The sequence below is a fragment of the Chryseobacterium wanjuense genome, from assembly GCF_900111495.1.
Classification (GTDB): domain Bacteria; phylum Bacteroidota; class Bacteroidia; order Flavobacteriales; family Weeksellaceae; genus Chryseobacterium; species Chryseobacterium wanjuense.
This window is the reverse complement of sequence record NZ_FOIU01000006.1, coordinates 45,458-63,586: the sequence shown is the minus strand read 5'-3', so window position 1 is coordinate 63,586 and position 18,129 is coordinate 45,458. Positions and strand designations below refer to the sequence as shown.

Annotated in this window: 19 protein-coding genes; 11 read left to right on the top strand and 8 right to left on the bottom strand. The window is 34.2% G+C overall.

Going from position 1 to position 18,129, the window contains the following annotated elements; all coding sequences use genetic code 11:
* Positions 1-39 precede the first annotated feature (39 nt).
* A complete protein-coding gene (locus BMX24_RS20450; RefSeq protein ID WP_089796218.1) occupies positions 40-1,224 on the bottom strand; it encodes a Pycsar system effector family protein in 1,185 nt (394 codons plus the stop codon).
* A 38-nt stretch (positions 1,225-1,262) separates the two neighbouring features.
* Here BMX24_RS20450 and BMX24_RS20445 point away from each other — a divergent pair, with 38 nt between their 5' ends.
* Together BMX24_RS20445 and BMX24_RS20440 are read left to right on the top strand one after the other, a co-directional pair.
* Positions 1,263-4,967 carry a metallophosphoesterase gene (locus tag BMX24_RS20445; protein WP_317040900.1) on the top strand — a complete coding sequence of 1,235 codons (3,705 nt, stop codon included), beginning with the start codon at positions 1,263-1,265 and terminating at the stop codon, positions 4,965-4,967.
* A gap of 276 nt (positions 4,968-5,243) precedes the next feature.
* A complete protein-coding gene (locus tag BMX24_RS20440) occupies positions 5,244-5,963 on the top strand; it encodes a hypothetical protein (RefSeq protein ID WP_089796214.1) in 720 nt (239 codons plus the stop codon).
* A gap of 35 nt (positions 5,964-5,998) precedes the next feature.
* Here BMX24_RS20440 and BMX24_RS20435 read toward each other — a convergent pair whose 3' ends face one another.
* From BMX24_RS20435 to ruvX, 5 genes are all read right to left on the bottom strand, one after another.
* Positions 5,999-6,868 (bottom strand): hypothetical protein, encoded by an 870-nt coding sequence (locus BMX24_RS20435; RefSeq protein ID WP_089796290.1) that lies wholly within the window; start codon positions 6,866-6,868, stop codon positions 5,999-6,001.
* A 5-nt stretch (positions 6,869-6,873) separates the two neighbouring features.
* Entirely contained in the window at positions 6,874-7,647 is a 774-nt protein-coding gene (gene mazG, locus BMX24_RS20430; protein ID WP_089796212.1) for a nucleoside triphosphate pyrophosphohydrolase, read from the bottom strand.
* Between the two features lie 328 nt (positions 7,648-7,975).
* Entirely contained in the window at positions 7,976-8,533 is a 558-nt protein-coding gene (locus BMX24_RS20425) for a DUF5606 family protein (protein WP_089796210.1), read from the bottom strand.
* Between the two features lie 104 nt (positions 8,534-8,637).
* On the bottom strand, positions 8,638-9,210 hold the full coding sequence (gene def / locus BMX24_RS20420; protein ID WP_089796208.1) for a peptide deformylase: 573 nt from the start codon (positions 9,208-9,210) through the stop codon (positions 8,638-8,640).
* A complete protein-coding gene (gene ruvX, locus BMX24_RS20415; protein ID WP_089796207.1) occupies positions 9,207-9,623 on the bottom strand; it encodes a Holliday junction resolvase RuvX in 417 nt (138 codons plus the stop codon). The genes def and ruvX overlap by 4 nt, the downstream gene beginning before the upstream one ends.
* 115 nt (positions 9,624-9,738) lie before the next feature.
* Here ruvX and BMX24_RS20410 point away from each other — a divergent pair, with 115 nt between their 5' ends.
* Both BMX24_RS20410 and BMX24_RS20405 read left to right on the top strand, forming a co-directional pair.
* The gene (locus BMX24_RS20410) at positions 9,739-10,215 is read left to right on the top strand and encodes a SixA phosphatase family protein (RefSeq protein ID WP_089796287.1); all 477 of its coding nucleotides are present in this window, start codon (positions 9,739-9,741) and stop codon (positions 10,213-10,215) included.
* Entirely contained in the window at positions 10,196-11,086 is an 891-nt protein-coding gene (locus tag BMX24_RS20405) for an archaemetzincin (RefSeq protein WP_089796205.1), read from the top strand. Before BMX24_RS20410 ends, BMX24_RS20405 begins: the two co-directional genes overlap by 20 nt.
* A gap of 139 nt (positions 11,087-11,225) precedes the next feature.
* Here BMX24_RS20405 and BMX24_RS20400 read toward each other — a convergent pair whose 3' ends face one another.
* Positions 11,226-12,770: a serine hydrolase gene (locus BMX24_RS20400; protein ID WP_089796203.1), complete on the bottom strand. Its 1,545-nt coding sequence runs from the start codon at positions 12,768-12,770 to the stop codon at positions 11,226-11,228.
* 387 nt (positions 12,771-13,157) lie between these two features.
* On the opposite strand from BMX24_RS20400, the gene BMX24_RS20395 reads away from it, so the two are divergent.
* The 5 genes from BMX24_RS20395 to BMX24_RS20375 all read left to right on the top strand — a co-directional run bounded on the left by BMX24_RS20395 (position 13,158) and on the right by BMX24_RS20375 (position 16,084).
* The gene (locus tag BMX24_RS20395) at positions 13,158-13,607 is read left to right on the top strand and encodes a hypothetical protein (protein WP_089796201.1); all 450 of its coding nucleotides are present in this window, start codon (positions 13,158-13,160) and stop codon (positions 13,605-13,607) included.
* Entirely contained in the window at positions 13,607-14,104 is a 498-nt protein-coding gene (locus tag BMX24_RS20390; RefSeq protein WP_089796199.1) for a metallophosphoesterase family protein, read from the top strand. The genes BMX24_RS20395 and BMX24_RS20390 overlap by 1 nt, the downstream gene beginning before the upstream one ends.
* 98 nt (positions 14,105-14,202) lie before the next feature.
* Positions 14,203-14,697: a Smr/MutS family protein gene (locus BMX24_RS20385; RefSeq protein WP_089796197.1), complete on the top strand. Its 495-nt coding sequence runs from the start codon at positions 14,203-14,205 to the stop codon at positions 14,695-14,697.
* Between the two features lie 18 nt (positions 14,698-14,715).
* Positions 14,716-15,432 carry a DUF3822 family protein gene (locus BMX24_RS20380; protein ID WP_089796195.1) on the top strand — a complete coding sequence of 239 codons (717 nt, stop codon included), beginning with the start codon at positions 14,716-14,718 and terminating at the stop codon, positions 15,430-15,432.
* Between the two features lie 73 nt (positions 15,433-15,505).
* Positions 15,506-16,084, top strand: a complete 579-nt coding sequence (locus BMX24_RS20375; RefSeq protein WP_089796193.1) for an RsmD family RNA methyltransferase — start codon at positions 15,506-15,508, stop codon at positions 16,082-16,084.
* Here the strand turns inward: BMX24_RS20375 and BMX24_RS20370 are convergent, their stop codons facing one another.
* Positions 16,085-16,438 (bottom strand): winged helix-turn-helix transcriptional regulator, encoded by a 354-nt coding sequence (locus BMX24_RS20370; protein ID WP_089796191.1) that lies wholly within the window; start codon positions 16,436-16,438, stop codon positions 16,085-16,087.
* A gap of 113 nt (positions 16,439-16,551) precedes the next feature.
* Here BMX24_RS20370 and BMX24_RS20365 point away from each other — a divergent pair, with 113 nt between their 5' ends.
* Both BMX24_RS20365 and BMX24_RS20360 read left to right on the top strand, forming a co-directional pair.
* A complete protein-coding gene (locus tag BMX24_RS20365; RefSeq protein WP_317040899.1) occupies positions 16,552-17,133 on the top strand; it encodes a nitroreductase family protein in 582 nt (193 codons plus the stop codon).
* Between the two features lie 84 nt (positions 17,134-17,217).
* Complete coding sequence (locus BMX24_RS20360) at positions 17,218-18,126, top strand: hypothetical protein (protein ID WP_089796187.1); 909 nt, start codon at positions 17,218-17,220, stop codon at positions 18,124-18,126.
* Positions 18,127-18,129: the final 3 nt, after the last annotated feature.

The following is an 18,129-nucleotide window of genomic DNA, read 5'->3' as shown; positions in this document are numbered from 1 at the left end:
ACAAAAGAACGATTTCGTTATATAAATTTCTACTATTTATTAAAGTCTAAGAAAAGCATATCCGAAAGATAATACCGAAATAATAATTCCGGCCATAAAAATTTTATACGTAGTCGACAAAAGTTTGTATTTTCTATCTAAAACTTTACCTAAATAGTATAAATCTTTCACCATCGAATCATAAATATAGTCACGATCTTTTATTAAATCTTTCATCGCATCATGATAATCGTCGAAAAGCATTCTATTAAAATTACCAAAGAATAAAAGATTTACTTTTCTATCTGCCACATCCTGTTTAGTAAATCTTGTTTTTGTAACGTTTGGTTTTGTAGATAATATCGCAAAAATAATCGTTAAAACACTTGACAAAAGCAGTAAAAAACTTGGAATAATCAAATGAGAATTTTTCGGAGTATCCAATTTCGGAACCAAAACAGAAAGACAGACCGAGATGATGATCGCATTTACAGAAAGTAAAATATTCGCTTTGCTGTCAGCAATATCACTCAATCTTGTATGATTGTTTAATGTCACTCTGAACAGCGTATCTACGCTTCTGTCCGATTTAGGCTCTTTTTCTTTATCCTTATCTTTTTTACCTTCAGAATTTTCCTTCTTGTCTTCATCTTTATCTTTTTCCAGCTTTTTCTCAATTTTCTTAATATTTTTCTCTTTGAGAGGCTGCCAGTTTTCTTTCGCGTAATCTGTATAATATCGATGTTTATTTTTCAACATATCAAGATTCTCTTCATTCCATTCATCATTGGTGAAGCATCGCACATTGGTGAGCTCCCATTCTTTTCTTAACGCATCTGATATATTGTTGAAATAATGGCTCGCAAAGTGACTGCAATCGGCGTCTTTTACGATCTTTTCCAGAAGATTTTGAGGTTCATAAGTCAGTTTGGTTGCTAAAATTAATTTTGTAACCTCTTCGATCTTATTTTCGGGATAATTTTCTTTTTGTAGAAAATCTTTCACTATAGAAACTCCCTTTTCCTCATGATTTTTTGCACATTCTATATAACCGGTATCGTGAAACCAAAGAGCCAATAATACCTTTTCCTGATCTTCTTGGGAAACGGAAGTATTTCTCATAATTTCTTCAGCCTTGTTTACTGTATACGTAGTATGTATAAAATTATGATAAAAATATACTGAAGATAGCTTATCTTTGAATAAGATTTCAACATAATCTTTGGCTTTTTGTAAAATGCTCATCACTGAAATTTTGTTAATGTAAATTTATGAATTTATCCTTGAAAACTCATCTAAAAAATACTTCTATTGTCCTTAGAGTAGTATTGTCTGCCGGAGTTCTCTATTCCTGCGCAACATATAACGTAAAAAAGGGTAAAAACTTATCTGAAGTAGAAAATTCTGATATAAAATCTGAAAATGACTTTAAAATTTTCTTAGTTGGCGATGCAGGAAATGCAGATGAAGCTCAGGCTCAGAATACGTTGAATTTACTTAAAGGACAGCTCGAAACTGCAGATAAAAACTCTATGCTTATCTTTTTGGGAGATAATATTTATCCAAACGGTATGCCTAAAGAATCTGATAAAGAGTATCCTTTGGCCAAACAAAAGCTGGAAGATCAATTATCGATTGTAAAAAATTTTCCCGGAAAAACATTGGTGATTCCCGGAAACCATGACTGGTACAGCGGTTTAGACGGAAGGAAAGCTCAGGAAGACTTTGTGAAAAATTATTTTAATGATAAAAAAGCTTTTCTTCCAAAAAATTCCTGCCCTATTGATGACATCAGTCTTACAAAAGATATTAAGCTAATTGTAATAGATACAGAATGGGCTTTGCTAAACTGGGACAAATATCCAGGAATTAATAAAAACTGTGATATCAAAACCAGAGAAGATCTTTTCATTGAATTTAAAGATTTGCTTAATAAAAATCAGGATAAACAAATCATCGTTGCCCTTCATCACCCGATTATCAGCACCGGAACTCATGCGGGGTATACTTCTGCAAAATCCCACCTTTTTCCTTTCAAAAGCAAAATACCAGTTCCGGGAGTAGCAAGTGTCTTGAATGTTTTGAGGAGTTCTTCGGGAGCAAGCCCGGAAGATATTAACAATCAACATTATGCAGACCTTACCAATAGATTAAAAAGCATCGTTCAGGATAAAGACAACATCATTTTTGTATCCGGACACGACCATAATTTACAATATCATGCCGACAGGAATATCAGGCAAATTATCAGTGGAGCTGGCTCAAAGGTCGATCCTGCGACAATTGGCGAAAGAACAGATTTTTCATACGGCGGAAGTGGTTTTGCTGTTTTAAACATCAGGAAAGATCAAAGTTCAGATGTTGAATATTTTTCTACAAAAGATAATAAATTAGAAAAACTTTCCCATATTCAGGTTATTGAAAAACCGAAAGAATTTGTCAACAATTATCCCAACTCTTTTCCTGCCACCGTTTCATCTACAATTTATCCTGTAAAATTAACAAAAAAAGGGAAAATTTACAGGTGGCTTTGGGGTGAGCACTACAGAAAATATTACGGAATGCCTATCGAAGCTCCGACGGCTAATCTTTCTGAACTCGATGGCGGTTACAAACCTTTCCGAGAAGGAGGTGGCAATCAGTCGAACAGTTTAAGATTAATGAGCCAGGACGGACAGGAATATGTGATGAGAGGAGTAAAAAAAAGCGCGGTTCGTTTCCTTAATAATGTGGCTTTCAAGAAAAGCACTTTCGGAAATGAATTGAATAATACCTTACCTGAAAAATTCTTGCTGGATTTTTATACCGCAAACCATCCGTTTACGCCGTTTTCAGTTGGAAATATGGCAGATAAAATAAATATTTTTCACAGTAATCCAAGATTATATTATATTCCTAAACAGCAAGCTTTGGGAAATTATAACATGAATTACGGTGATGAGATGTACATGGTGGAAGAACGTTTTTCTTCTGATCCGAAGACATTGGCATCGCTTAATAATGCAAAAGACATTGTTTCGACTGAGGATGTTTTGAAAAATTTAAATAAAAATTATAAATATTCAATCGACCAGGAATCTTACATCAGAGCCAGAATTTTTGATATGCTGATCGGTGACTGGGACAGGCATTCCGACCAATGGAAATGGGCAGAATATGAAGAGGGCAACAAAGTGATCTACAAGCCGATTCCGCGAGACAGAGATCAGGCTTTCAGTAAATATGACGGAAATGCCTTCAAAATCATTATGAACATTCCGGCAATCCGCCACATCAAGACATTTAAAGAAGATCTTAAAAGTGTAAAATGGCTGGCTGTAGAGCCTTATCCTCTGGATTTGGCTTTCTTAAAAGGTTCCAATGAAGAAGACTGGATTGCACAGGCAAAATATATCCAGGAACATCTGACGGATAAAGATATTGACGAAGCTTTCAACAACGTTCCGAAGGAAGTAAAAGATGAAACAATTGCTGATATTCAAAGAAAATTAAAACTGAGAAAAGCAAAATTACAGTCCTACGCGACGCAGTATTTCAACGTTTTACAGGAAAAAGTTCCGTTGGCAGGAACCGTAAATCCTGATAAATTTGTGATCACAAAAACAGGAAAATCTGTTAATGTAAAACAATACAAATTAGATAAAAACAAAGAAAATCCTGAACTTGTTTTTGAAAAAACGTATGACGACTCAAAAACTAAAGAACTGTGGATCTATGGTCTTGAAGACGATGATATCTACGAAGTTTCAGGAGACGGAAACCCGAAAATGAACATCAGGCTGATCGGCGGTTACAATCACGACACGTATAATGTTGCCGATGGAAGCAGGGTAAAAATCTATGATTTTAAATCTCAAAAAAATACATACAATACCCACGGTGCGACGAAAAATATTTCGGACGACTATGATATCAATACTTACGATTATAAACATCCTAAATATAGTTTTGTCGCAGGCTATCCCAATGCAGATTACAACCCGGACGATGGGGTAATTTTAGGAGTTTTGGCCAATTATACGGTGAATAATTTCATCCGCGATCCTTTCACGCAAAAACATAGCCTTAAAGTTAATTTTTATACGGCAACAGGTGGATTCCAGGCTGTGTACAAGGGAATTTTCAAGAAAGCGATTTCGGACTGGGATTTCAACATTGATGCCGGATTTACCACTCCTCGTTTTTCTGAAAACTTTTTCGGATTATCAAATGAAAGTGAATACGACAAAGAGGCAGATGATAGAAAATACAATAGAGCAAGGATTTCAAAGATCAATTTTGCGCCTTCTGTTTCCAAGAAAAGCTGGTCGAATATATTTAACCAATTTCAGCTAACCTTTGAAAATAATAAAGTTCAGAGAAATGGAGACCGTTTTGTAGATGTTTCTCCCGATGTAAAGCCTGAAGTATTTACAAATCAGCAATTTGGAGGGGCAAATTATACATTCAGCTATAAAAACTTTGATAATACCGCGTTCCCTACTTTAGGTTTGGAATTTACGGTAAACGCCGACTGGAAAACCAACCTTTCGGATTTTGATAAAAACTTTTTAATCTTAACAGGAACATTGGCTTTCGACCACAGACTCGACAGTCGCGGAAATTTTGTCTTTGCAAATTCCAGCAACGCGATGTGGATCAACAATAATAATTTTGAATTCTATCAGGCGGCAAGTATCGGCGGAAATAACGGAATGAGAGCTTTCCGAAACGATAGGTTCTCAGGAAGATCTTATTTTACCAATAATTCTGAAGTTCGTTGGGATTTTGGAAGAGTAAAAAATACTATTATTCCGGCTAATATGGGAATTTTAGTTGGTTACGATATTGGAAGAGTCTGGAACGATCATGAAAATTCAAGAAAATGGCACCAGTCTATTGGAGGCGGATTATGGCTAAGTATCCTGGATATGTTTTCCGCAAGGCTGAATTACTTCACTGGATCAGACGGCGGCAGAATCTCCGGAACTGTCGGAATGACATTCTAAAAAATCAACATTTTATAAATTATAAATCACAGCATATTAGTTTTTTGAGAAAGAAATTAATATGCTTTTTCTTTTTTTTAAACTTTAACATTTGTACTTTTCATTTCCTGATCGATAAGGATAAAATATTTCCGATTGATAAAGTAAGATCATATTTTCTACAAAGTATTCAGATCACACCCATAGATGAATATGTTTAAAATTTCTTTAAAATATTGATATTTTTAAAAGAATTTATATTTGTCGAAAATTATTTCAACAAAAAATAAACATTCGATGAAAAAACAGCTATCATATATGGCATTATTTGTCATGTCCTGCAGCCTAAATGCACAAGTAGGTATTCTTACTCCAACTCCACAACACACATTGCACGTCAACGGTTCTTTACAGGTTGTAAAAGATCTGAACGTCGGTGGTGGTCCGAAAACCACAGGAAGCTCCGGAAACCCCGGTGATTTTTTGGTATCCAATGGTTCCGGAAATGCTCCGGTTTGGAAAAATATTGCTTCTGAAAATTTTCTGAAAGTAATTTTTGTCGGAAACAAAACAAACATCAATCCTTCATCCGGAAGCTATACAGGAACAGGAAGTAACCCCGTAAGCACGCACGAAAGCTACACGCAGACGTATGTGTATAACGTGAGCAACAAAATCGACAATGCGTATCTGACTTATAATTCAACTACGGGATTGTTTACAGTCGTGAAGGCTGGTTTTTACAATATCGTGCCTTACATCACTTATGACCTGAGCTTGAATGGAAACGGATATACTGCAGGAACAGCAAAATCTTCGATCCAAAAAGTTTCTTCTTCCACAGTGACGCTGGCTTCAATATCAACAGGACACGGTGAGAGAACACTGACAGTCAACCACAACTTATCTTCTATTTCTTATTTGAATGCTGGTGAAACGTTTAGGGTACGATGCGTTTATACGCAGGACTTCAGATTGTCCAGCGGGAATATTTACATTACTTATTTAACTCCATAATTGAAAAAACCGCAGAAAATTTCTGCGGTTTTTTTTTATTTTAAATCAAATTTATACATATTTCCTCCCATATTTTTATCCTTTTCATCGGCAATCAGCAATGTTTTATCATTGAGAAAAGCAACCGCTTCTTTTTGCGAATTGTGATGTAAAGATATTTTCTGAATCTTGGCTTTACTGAAATCATTTACACTAAAACCTGTCAGAACATGAATATTTTTATGAGTTAATAATACAATTTTATCTTTTGTACCGTTGATGGCAGCAGATGTAATGGCAGCATCACTATATCCTCCGTGAAGCTTCAGTTTTCCCACCAATTTTGCTTCAAAATCTCCTTCCTTATTCGGAATCTGAAAAACTAGAAATGTCCCGTCGAAACCTTTACTTCTGTTTTTTGTAAAAAGATAAAAATTTCCGTCCATTTCTACGAAAGCCTCACAATCATATAACCAGTAAGATTTTTTTGGCGGAAATTCTTTCTGCCCTTCATAATGAAATTTTGTCGTCTGAACTACTTTTGTAGTTGGCTGGGAAGCATCTTTTAAATCAACTTTTAAAATACTGAGATCCTGTCTGTCGTTCTCATTATTTCCAAAATCTCCGATATAAATATTTCCCTCGGAATCTGTCGTCATATCCTCCCAGTCGGTGTTTTCGGTATTTTCTACCAAAACATCATTAGTCAGGTTTCCTTTCTGATCCAATCCGTAAATTACATTTTTATTTCCCTGGTCTTCAATTGTCCAGATCGTGTTTTTATCTTTTGACAACGTGATTCCGGAAACTTCCTTCAACTTTTTAGGCAAAGAAAATTCCGTAACCAAAGTATCGGTTTTTGGCTGATCTGTTTTTGGATTACAAGCAACTAATGCTATTGCAGTAACCGCACAAAAAATATTCATTTTCATTAGTTTTTATTTAAAATTTTTGCTTCTTCCCAAAGAACATCCATTTCTTCCAACGACATATCTGCCAGTTTCAGGTCTTTTTCGACTGCAAGCACTTCCATTTTCTGGAATCTTGAGATAAACTTCAGATTGGTTCTTTCCAGCGCAGAATCCGGATTGATTCCTGAAATTCTGGCATAATTTATTAATGAGAAAAAAACATCGCCCAATTCCTGCTCTTTTTTATCCAGATCCGTTTCCGCATGGAATTCCTGAATTTCTTCATCCACTTTTTTCCAGGCATCTTCCGCATCGTGAAATTCGAACCCAATTCCTTTTACTTTATCCTGAATTCTGTAGGCTTTCACAAGACTTGGCAGACTTTTCGGAACTCCGCCCAAAATGGATTTGTTTCCTTCTTTTAATTTTAATTTTTCCCAATTCTGTTTTACTTCCTCTTCATCTTTCACGGTAGTATCTCCGTAAATGTGAGGGTGACGGAAAATTAGTTTTTCATTTAAAGAATTAATGACATCTGCAATATCGAAACTTTCTTTCTCCGAACCTATTTTAGCATAAAAAACCAGATGCAGTAAAACATCGCCCAATTCTTTCTTTATTTCCTGTAAATCATTCTGCAAAATAGCATCTGAAAGTTCATACGTTTCTTCCAAAGTTAAGTGACGTAACGATTCTAAGGTCTGTTTCTGATCCCACGGACATTTTTCGCGCAAATCGTCCATAATGTCTAATAATCTTCCGAAAGCTTCCAGTTTTTCCTGTTTGGTATTCATACAATAGAATTCAAGTGATACAAATTTAAGGTAAATCTTTTTGAATGTCCTTTTGTCTTGAAACAAAAAAATTTAACCTAAACCGATTTCTTATATTTTATTGGTCAATTGCAAAGGCGCAAAATCTTTTTATTATTCTTTTTTAAGGCGCAAGAAAATCAAAGATTTTCAGTAAAGTATAACGTTATGCAATTTTATCGATGATAAAATCTTTGCGTCTTAAAAACATTCTGTTGGAATAATTTTGCGCCTTTGCGAAGAACCAACTTAAAAACAAAAAACCTCGCCATTTAGGACGAGGTCTGTATTTTTAATTCAAATAATTGAATTATCCTTTTTTAGTGTGTGTGCTTTTTGGAGCAGCTTTGGCTGCAGAAGTAGCTTTTACTTTCGGAGTTGCAGGTTTTTCTGCTTTTGGAGCTTTTTTAGGAGCTTCAGTTTCAATGCTTACCTCTTCTGCCGGCTCGCCGTCTAAAGTTTCAGGCTCTGCTTTTATGAAGCTTTCAGGAGTGATGTATCCTGCTTTCTGAAGGATATTGTACCATTGAGCCAATTTCTTGATATCAGAAGCGTACACTCTTTCTTTGTCGTAATTCGGAAGAGAAGCCGTCATGAATTCTTTCAGTTCAGCATCAGAAGATTTGTGACCGATTGCTTCTTTATAATCAAAGTTTTTAGCAATATTTTCAAAAACTTCAAATAACGGAACTTCTTTATCTACTGTAAACATTGCGATATTGTCTAATAAGCTTACCTGGCTTGAATTGCCAATGCTCACTTTTTTCTTAGACGTAACATCTTCAATGATAAATCCGTTTCTTAATTGCGAAACTAATTTGTAAAGTCCTGGTTTTCCAGAAATTGAAATTATTTTTTCTAACAGCATAATTTTATTTTTTGTAAATTCTGCAATCAGCTTTCAGTACTTCGACAAGCTTAGTATGAAACTTTTTGCGCTTTATTATTTTATTTTTTTATCCTTGATTCTAATTATTTTGGAAATCTCATTTTGTAACTGATGCTTACATCACCGTGAGTAATTTTTGTCAATTTACCCTTTACCAGCTTCTTTTTTAAAGCGCTCAGGTGGTCGGTAAACAAGATTCCTTCAATATGATCGTATTCATGTTGAATTACGCGGGCTCTAATATCGGAAAAAGTTTCTGTATGTTTTACAAAATTTTCGTCATAATATTCGATAACGATCGTTCCTTTTCTTTTTACATCTTCTCTTACATCCGGAATAGAAAGACATCCTTCATTGAATTTCCACTCTTCGCCTGATTCTTCAAGAATTTTCGCATTAATGAAAACTTTTTTAAATTCTGTCAGTTCATCTTTAAGATCCTCATAATCTTCATCTTCCGCAAGAGGAGAAACATCTACGACAAACAGACGGATGTCTAGCCCGATTTGTGGTGCAGCCAACCCTATGCCATTTGCACTGTACATGGTTTCGAACATATTATCAATCAACTGTTGTAAGTCGGGATAATCTTTGTCTATATCCTTACCTACTTTTCTTAAAACTGGATCCCCAAAGGCTCTTATCGGTAAAATCATCTTGTTCTTTGTTCTAAAAAATTCTGCAATATGATGGTTGCGCTTACTTTATCTATTAATCCCTTTTCCTGTCTCTGTTTTTTGCTTTTCCCGCTTTGGGAAATAAAAAACGAAGCCATTTTGGATGTAAATCTTTCATCGAAGCGGTTTACTTTAACATCCGGAAATTCTTTTTGAAAAATTTCTATAAATTTTAAGATGTGCGTTTCCACTTCAGAAACATTTCCTTTCAAATCTACGGGAAGCCCGACTACTACTTCATCCACTTTGTTTTCAATGAAATATTTTTTAAGAAATTCCATTAAAACTGATGTTTGTATAGTATCCAGACCGCTTGCAATAATTTGCATGTCATCCGTCGCAGCGATGCCACAACGCGCCTTTCCATAGTCTATTGCAAGTATTTGCCCCATAAGTTTGCAAATTTAGTAAATTTTAATGATTTTATTCCCTACACACTTTTTTTTATAAATCATGTTTTTATTCCATTATTTTTTTTATAATTTTATTTTTCCAAAAAGCGATAATATGAAGAAACTCATCCTCGTAAGACATGCAAAAAGTGACTGGCCGGAAGAAACGGAGGACTTTGACAGACCATTGGCAGACAAAGGCTTAGAGGAAGCCATGCACATGTCAAGATTTATGAAAAACAATCAAATTTCGATCGATTATTTTGTCTCGAGTCCGGCGGTTCGTGCCCTTAATACGTGCAAAATTTTCAATCAAGCCTATCACATCAATATCATTACGAATGAGAAACTTTACAATCCTTCGGAAAGCAATTTCGAATCGGTAATTTATGATCTGGATGACAGCCATGATACGGTTGCTTTTTTCTCGCATAACAACGGAATATCGAATTTTGCCAATTCTATTTCCGAAGATATTTTCCATTTTCCGACCTGCGGAGTGGCGGGTTTTGAGATCGACTGCAATTCGTGGGCAGAGTTTGATGGCGCCAATAAGAAGCTTTTGTTCTTTTATGAGCCGGGGAAAATTTAAATTAATTGTAAAAAACTTTTCATTATTATCAATATTTATCCTTTTTTCATGTCAAAAGAAGGAAAAAACTTATTTTGAAACTATTGCCATCAACGATGTACAGCTCAAAAAACCGAGATATGGTGAATGGCGGTACAATCGTAATGAGCATTTTCAGAGCTTTGAAGATTTTCAAAAATTAAAAAAAATAAAACCCGAAGCTGGAAAAAATACCATTTACCTTCAGCCCATCGGTGATTTCAATGAATTTCAGAAAAAACAGATCGAGCTTACAAAAGAATATCTGAAAACTTATTTTCAATTGGAAACGAAAGTTCTTCCGTCTTTATCAAACAGTATTATTCCAAGATCTGTCAGAAGAATGGGTCATGACAGTCAGGAACAAATCTCGGCCGGTTACGTTCTGGACAGTATTTTAATAAAAAGAAAACCAAACGATGCCGTCGTTTTTATGGGCATTACAGAAAGGGATCTTTTCCCCAAACCTGAATGGAATTATGTATTCGGACTCGCCTCCTACAAAGATGGCGTTGGAGTAACATCCATGTTTAGGTTCTATAATGGAAATCTCACCGAATCAGGCTCTAATGAAGGACTCGAACGATTGCTAAAAATAAGTTCACACGAAATCGGACATATGTTTGGAATCAGTCATTGCCTGAATGCCAATTGTGTGATGAACGGCACCAATAACTTGTCTGAAACAGATTCTCATTTTGCAAGAGCCTGTTCGCTTTGTCAGCAAAAATTAAATTCAAGTCTTCAATACGACAATAAAAAACGTTTAATTGAATTAAAAAAATTCTTCGAAAAACAGCATTTAAATTCAGAAATTTCAAGAGCAGAAGAAGATTTGAAACTATTAAAGTAATAATTGTGAATTTTAAAAGTGAATGGTCAATGGTGAATTTTCATTAGTAAATTTTGCTAAAGCCACTCTCTTTTCTTCAAAAACGAAAGACGGGCTAAAGCCCGTCCCTATTGATAATTAACTTCAATTTAATTTCTTTTTATTTTCTTCTCAAATCCAAATCCTCAAAATCAAAACTGAAATCCGTGACATCAGAAATTGGTTTTACTCTTGCAGACTGGGCTTTTCCGTTTTCATCATAATCGAAAATAATGTAGGCATCGGCGTCATAGCTTCTGTCGTCCCATTTGATGATGAAAGAATTGTTGGAATAAGGTAACAACTCACCTTTTAATCTCGGAGAACTTTTACATGAAATCCTGTATCCGCTTCCTTGTTGGGCAATTTCAACATCACCAAACCATTTATCATTGTAAGTTCCTACGAATTGTTCCGCTTTAGGCTGAAGATTTTTATCTTTTTTAAAGGCTTCAGATTTTGCGAAAGCTTCTTTCTTTTGTTTGTTAAATCCTTCTTCCGCTTTTACCATTCTTTCGCTATAAGTTTTCAGCCAGTTTCTGTCTGCCACTCCCAGATAAGAATCTTTCACGGTATTGGTAATCGTGTTGAAAGCTGCACCAGACTGTTGATTCGTCAACACAACAATTCCCAATTTCATATCAGGAATCAATGTAAACTGCGTAACTGTTCCGATCAATCCGCCTGTATGCTGAACTTGTTTGTGACCTTTAACATCACTTAAAAACCAGCCCAGTCCGTACCCATAAAAACTTGTATCATACGGATTTTTCGCTGCAACACCACTTGGAATCTGCAAACTCCACAGCTGCTGCACATTTTTATCTGAAACTAATTTTTTGCCGTCTTTCGTTGTGAAATTATTCAACAGAAATTCTGCCCAGGTTGTCATGTCTTTGATATTACTCATAATTCCTCCGGCTGCGTTGGCTGTTTCGTTCCAGTCGTGAGGAACCGCGATCGCTTTTCCGTCTACCGGAGCATGTGCATCGATTTTGTTAGCTACGGCTTTTGCTCTGTTGTAGCTTCCGAAACTTGAGGTCATTCCCACTGGTTTCATGATTCTCTGTTCGATAAATTCTGCCCAGCTCAAGCCGGAAACCCTGTGAATCACTTCTCCGGCAACAATAAACATAATATTATTATAATCTAAGGTTGTTCTGAAAGGATTTTCAGGTTTTAAATATCTCACGTTGTGAACAATATCGTTTACCGTCATATTTCCGCCTTCAGGAAAAAACATTAGATCGCCCTGTCCCAAACCTAATCCGGCTCTGTGAGTTACCAAATCCTTAATGGTAACATTTTGAGAAACATACGGATCATACATCTGAAATTCAGGGATATATTTTGAAACTTTATCGTCCCAGTTCAATTTTCCTTCGTCTGCTAAAATTGCAAGCGCTGTACATGTGAAACCTTTAGAATTAGAAGCAATTCCGACAAGCGTATTATCATCCATCGGTTGTTTTGACGTTAAAGAACGTACTCCGAAACCTTTTGAATAAATGATTTTCCCGTCCTTGATCACTCCGACAGACATTCCGGGAACGTCGAAAGTTTTTAATGTACTCTGGATCAGTTCGTCCAGTTTTTTCTCCTCAACTTGTGCATTGAAAATAGCTACAGTCAAAAGAAGAAGGAAAAAAGAAAGTTTCTGCTTCATTTTTTTAAATTTTCTCAAATTTACTAAATATGACCTTTAGATTTAATGATAACTCAATAAAAGACTTTTATTAAATTAAAATAGAATTAATTTTTTGTAATTTAACTTTTCTAAACTTTTTGTTGGTTATCGCAAAGACGCAAAGGTTTTTAAATTTTGCTCGTTTTTTAAGACGCAAGAAAATCAAAGATTTTCAGCAGAGTTCAACATTATACAATTTTATCGAAGATAAAATCCTTGCGCCTTAAAATATTCTTTATTTTATATAATTTGCGCCTTTGCGATTACTAACATTTAAATAAAACTGAGAGAATTCATTTTTAAAGCAATAAATCTGTCTATCATAATTTCAACAACTATATTTGCAAAAAAATTAAACACTAAAAAATGACAACAAAAAAACTACTGTCCGTATTTTTATTATTATTAAGTTTTAACCTGTATTTTTCTCAGGAAGTTGTGATTAAAGATGATAAAGTTCTGCTGGACGGAAAACAGATCCTTAAAGCTGAAAAAATCAATGTTGCACAATATTCATTTTATACCATGAAAGATGATGAGGAAATTCTGATGTATAGATACATGGACAACGAAACTCCAAGATATCAGGAAGATGACTATTATGTATTGAACTTCTTAACTGAAAAAACTAAAGTAGAATCAACAGATTTTACGAAAATTTTAAATTTTATGAATTCCAGAAAGGGAATGGAAAAATTAGTTAAATGGCTGTTAAAGGAAAGAGTAATCAACAGTGATGGTGAGCTGAATCCTGATCGTGTTCAGATTTTTAAAGAAAAATACGACGAAAATATTACTGAAAGAACGTTTAGATAATGACTAAAATCCTGCTTCTCTCCGACTCTCATTCTTATATCGATGACCGAATTTTAGACTATGCCCGGCAAGCCGATGAAATCTGGCACGGCGGAGATTTCGGAAGCATGGAAGTCATTGAACAACTTGAAAAAATTAAACCCGTAAAAGGAGTTTACGGAAATATTGATAACGCAAAAATTCGTTCAGAATTTCCTGAAGCGAATCGTTTTTTCTGTGAAAATGTAGAAGTTTTAATGATCCACATCGGCGGATATCCCGGAAGATATTCTCCTTTAGCGAAAAAAGAAATTGCTGAAAAAGCTCCGAAGTTATTTATTTCAGGGCATTCGCATATTTTAAAAGCGATGTTTGATGAGAAAAATAATTTGCTTCATCTCAATCCCGGAGCCTGTGGAAAACAGGGATGGCACAAGATGAGAACGATGATGCGTTTTGTGGTTGACGGAGAAGAAATTAAGGATTTGGAAATTATTGAATTAGGTCCGAAAATTTGAATTTAAAAACACAAATTTTACTAATTTTTTTCATGAATATCACTATTGAAATTTGTGAAGGTTTGTGAAATATTTGTGTTATTAGTGTTTATAAAGTTATGAAGATAGGCGATAAAGTTTCTGTGGTAGATGAAGATCTGAGCGGGGTTGTAACTTCCGTTAAGGGAAATATTGTCGTTTTTAAAGATGAATTCGGGTTTACGTATCAATACCCGAAAGAGAAACTGGTTCCGAAAAATGCCGATATTTATGAAAATATTAAAGTGGTAAAAAAACCGGAACCCAAAAAAAACATTTCAAAAAAGCATCAGCGAAATCATCTTGTTTTGGATCTCCACTTTCCTAATCTGGTTAAAAATCCTAATGATTATGATAGTTTCGAGAGACTTTTTATCCAGAAAGAAAAATTACTGCAAACTATAGAATTTTGCAGAAAACACAATCTGAAAAGGCTGGAAATTGTTCACGGAATCGGAGACGGCGTTTTACAGAAGCTGGTTTGGGACACGCTGGAAAGCCAGACCAATATCGATTTTTATAATAAGGAAATACTTCATCATCAATCGGGTGCGGTAATGGTAGAATTTCACTAAATTTGCAGGAATTGAAATATGAACGTACTTAATTTACTTTTTACCAAAGACGGATTGACCTACCAGATTGCCAAGAATAAAAGCATTGTGGAGGAAAAATCTTATTTCGTAGACGAAGAATCTCCGGAAAACTTCATTGCCGATAAGCTGGATGAAGTGCTGATCAAACAAAGATTTGATGAGATTCAGGTGGTTTCCGCGCTGAATCATTTTACGTTGATGCCCGAAGGATTTTCTCAGCATGAGACAGGATTTGAGCTGATTGCCTACAATGCGCCTGTTGACAGCGAAAAAGAAGAATTAATGCTTTCGATTAACGAAAAATTCAAGGTGCAGTTTTATTATACATTTCCGAAAAATTTTTACAAAAAGATTAAAGAATTGGCCTTGCCGGTTCAATTTAATTTTTCAGGTGAGAAGTTTTTAAATTCCATTAATAATAAAAACAATAAGGAAATTCATATCAATCTTTACCACAATCAATGTGAATTTTTCGCCATTGATAACAAAAAAGTTATTTTATACAATAATCTTGATGTAAATTCTGAGGTTGATTTTCTTTACTTCATCATGTTTACATTAAGCAAGATCGGGTTCGGAATTAATGAGACGAATTTCTTCACTTACGGTGAAACCACTGAAAATGAAACGTTTATTTCAGAATTGCAGAAATTTGTGAAGAATCTGAGAATTGTATTTGATAATGTTCCCGGTAAAAATTTTATACTTAATTAGGTCCCAGGTAACAGATCATAGGTCTTAGCTCCTAACCTGCAACCTATTACCTACAATCTAACAACTAAAAAATATGTACAGAATAATCTCAGGAAAATGGAAAGCCAAAAAAATAGCCGCTCCGAAAAATTTTGACGTAAGACCTACGACGGACTTCGCAAAGGAAGCGCTATTCAGTATTTTGGAAAATAAATATGATATGCAGTCGGTTTCTGTACTTGATCTTTTTGCCGGAATCGGTTCTATCACACTGGAATTTGCATCAAGAGGCTGTCAGGATATCACTTCTGTGGAAATGAATCCGAAACATACGGCTTTTATCAATTCTACTGCTGCGGAACTGGATATGGCTTTGCAGGTGAATGTTCAGCGAGGAGATGTTTTTGACTGGTTAAAGAAGTTCAGAAATAAAAAATCTTTCGAAATTGTATTTTCGGATGCTCCTTTCGAAACGGAAGAAAAAAAATACTACGAATTGCTCTCTTTGATTTTAAATAATAAATATCTCAAACCAAACGGAACACTGATCGTAGAGCACCAAAGCCGAATGAAATTTGACCACCCAAATCTGATTGACACAAGAAAATATGGCAACGTAAGCTTCAGTTTTTTTGAACCGAATAAAGAAGAAAGCTCAGAAATAACAGAGTAATCAGGAAATTTCTTCCTTTACTTTTTTTGATTTTTCTACGGCTTCTATTCCCCATCTTGCGATTTCTTTTAACATAGGAATTAAAGTTTCTCCGAATTCCGTTAATGTATATTCTACCATTAAAGGAGGTTTTTTGGTGTAAACTTTTCTGTTAATAATGTTATCTTCTTCCAATTGCTTTAACTGAAGACTTAATGTTCTTTCCGTAATTGTGGGCATAAATTTTCTTAATTCATTATATCTTTTTGGTCCTTCAATAAGGTAATATAAAATTACCGCTTTCCATTTCCCGCCGATAAACCTCATGGTTACCGTTGTACAGCAAGGATAATGCTTGTCATCTATTATATACATTTTATACTTTTTTATACTATCATTTTATACCGTTATTGCAAAGTTAATAAACTTACATTAATTTTGCAACTATAAAAAATATAGTATAAAATAGTATGAACTTTTTAGAAAAAATGAAAACGAGGTATGCAGTGAAAAAGTATAACCCTCAAGGTAAAATCAGTGATGAAAAAATACAAATGCTTAAAGAAATTTTGCATTTAAGCCCATCTTCCATCAATAGCCAGCCATGGAATTTTATTTTTGTGAGCAACTCCGAAATAAAAGAACAACTGGCAGAAGCATCTTATTTTAACAAAGAAAAAGTTTTGGAAAGCAGCCAGCTGGTCGTTTTCCAAGCCATTAAAAATCCGGAAGATTTTGAAAAACAGATTGAAGAAAATTTACCGGAAGGATTGGTAGAATATTATAGAACTTTTGTAAAACCACAAGGTGAAGCTGCTATAAAATCATGGTTTGCACACCAGGTTTATCTTGCTCTTGGTGTCTTCCTTTCTGCATGTGTGGATCTTGGAATTGATTCTACCCCAATGGAAGGAATTGAAGGCGACAAATACGACTCTATTTTGAATAACGAAAAATATGAAACCCTTTTTGCAGTCGTTATCGGGCAAAAATCGGAAGAAGATAAAAACCAGCCAATACATACTCCGAAGAGAAGATTGGAAAGGAAGAAAGTGATTGTAGAAATGTAAATAAATCACTATTAAATGAAAATATTATTTATATTTGAAATTCTAAAACAAAAGATTTCAAACAAATAAAAATATTTTTAAAAATTGAAATTAAAAGCTTTAAACTATCATAGCAAAAGGACACTCAGTATTCTTTTGCTATTTCTATTTTTAAATCTTTTCAGTCAAAAGATTACGATCGAAAATAAAAGCAATACTACAATTGAAATTAAATACAAAACCAATAGAGTTAAATTAAAAGAAGGAGAAAAAAAGATAATTTCAGAAAAAGAAATCAATGAATTAAGTATTGAATACAATAGTGAAAAAAATTTAATAATTAAATATATTCCTATTCTTCTAAACTCTGATGAGACTTTATCTCTAACAATAGATAATTATGATAAAACAATTGAGTTTAAAGGCGATAAAGTTGCATTACATAATTTAGTTGTCAATCAACAACATTATATTCTGTATGAAAATATAGGTAAATATCAGGACATATTATATAAAAAAAGAAGCCCTAAAGAGCTGATGAATTTTTCTGAATTTGTCTTGTCTGATTATCTTAATAAAATTAAAACTTTAAATACTTCCTCACTCGGTATGGAAGATAAAATATATAAGCGTATAGAAAAATACGTAATTAATGATTGGATTGTATCATTATATCTTGTTTTCACTGGTTCAAAAACTTTAGATCTTCAATCAAGGGAACTGGTCCTGTACTATTTTAATAAATATGTCAAAAAAGATGTTGAAAATTACAGCTGCCAGTATAAACTCCAATACAATATAATTATTGAACTGGCAAAATATGTTGATCAACTTAATATAGCTCTTCCAAAATATACGATAGTTGAAAATACAGGAGATAACGTCATAAATCAATACCTCCCACCAAGTTGCCAACGGTTTTATTTTTCAGAAAAGTATAAATATTTTAAAAACATAAACAGCTCTGAAAAAGAATATTATAATAATGTTCTGAAAGAAAAATTCAATAATTAGTTT